The sequence below is a fragment of the uncultured Campylobacter sp. genome, assembly GCF_938040115.1.
Lineage (GTDB): Bacteria > Campylobacterota > Campylobacteria > Campylobacterales > Campylobacteraceae > Campylobacter_A.
In genome coordinates this window covers 1-1,295 of the sequence record NZ_CALHXD010000232.1, presented here as the reverse complement: position 1 = coordinate 1,295, position 1,295 = coordinate 1, and the positions used below count along the sequence as shown (strand labels likewise).

General features: G+C 48.2%; 1 protein-coding gene and 1 pseudogene. One reads left to right on the top strand and one right to left on the bottom strand.

The genetic code is table 11. From position 1 onward, the window contains the following. Positions 1 to 155: 155 nt before the first annotated feature. On the top strand, positions 156 to 707 hold the full coding sequence (locus tag Q0314_RS07895; protein ID WP_298058047.1) for an NAD(P)H-dependent oxidoreductase: 552 nt from the start codon (positions 156 to 158) through the stop codon (positions 705 to 707). Positions 708 to 965: 258 nt separating this feature from the next. Here Q0314_RS07895 and Q0314_RS07890 read toward each other — a convergent pair. Next, a pseudogene (locus Q0314_RS07890) lies at positions 966 to 1,295 on the bottom strand (hypothetical protein); the annotation flags it as partial.

Below are 1,295 nucleotides of genomic sequence, written 5' to 3'. Positions count from 1 at the left end.
CCGCCCCGCATCCATAAAAGAAAATTTGCGAAATTTGCAAGCGTTTTTGTAAAAATGATCTAAATTTACATCAAATTTGCGCCGCTAAACCGTGCAATGCTCCGCTAAAATTTAAGCCGAATTTGATAAAATTTGCTCGATTAAAAAGGAGAAAAATGAAAACCCTAATCATCTTAGCTCACCCAGGCATCCACAACTCGGTCATAAACAAACGCCTACTACAAGAGGCGCTCAAAGAGCCACAGCACTTTAGTGTTCATGATCTGACGCAGGTTTACGGGGGCGGCGATATCGACGCCGCGCGCGAGCAAGAACTCATCAGAGCCCACGACGCCCTCGTTTTGCAGTTTCCGCTTCATAACTTCTCCTGCCCTCCGATTTTAAAATCATGGATCGACGCGGTGATGACGCACGGTTTTGCCTATGGGCGCGGCTCGGACGGTATCGCGGGCCGCAAGGTCGCGCTAGCCGTGACTGCAGGCATCAAAAAGAGCGACTACTGCCCGCAAGGACGCTATCATTTTAGCTTGCGCGAGGTTCTTACGCCGTTTGAGCTTGCGTTTAAATACTATTTTCGCGCCGACTACCGAGACTTTTTTGCATTTTACGGCGCCGAGGAGACTCCGGGCGTGGACTACGTATCAAGCCAGGACGATTTAGAGCGCGGAGCTAAAGAATACGCGGAGTTTTTGCGAAATTTAAGCTAAATTTAGCGGGCGCAGTTGGCCTTGCCGTGCGTAAATTTGCCTCGCCATAAAATCACGAAGCTCGCGCTAAATTTAAGCTTTATCGCCGCTATTTCCGCGATTTAGCGCTCGGCAAAATTTGCAAGCGTTTTTGTAAATTTAAACGCGGGCGAGCGGCTTAAATTTGACGGACTTGCCCGCGTTACTCAAATTGTACGCCGAATTTTAGCGTCAAATTTACGGTGGCCGGGCTCAAATTTAAAATCTCCGCGCCAAAAACTAATCTTTCTTATAAAACACGTTAAAGCAGACTCCGCCGAGCAAGATTATCAAGCCGGCAATTCCCGCAAAAGGCGAAAACCAAAAATCCATCGTCCCAGCATAGAGCAAAGCAAGTCCCGCGCAAAGGCTGATCGCGATATCTGCGCTAAACAAAAACACCCTCTCAAAAAAGCCTTGCGATTTTTTCGCCGTCAGATTTTTGCTGCGATTTCGTATCTTTATGACCCTGAAATTTTCGTATTTCACGCTCGCTTCGTCGCCGTTTTCTAGCTCCAGGGCGCGCTTTTTAGGGCTGCCACCCCATAAAAACGTATCGCCGACCGTAAC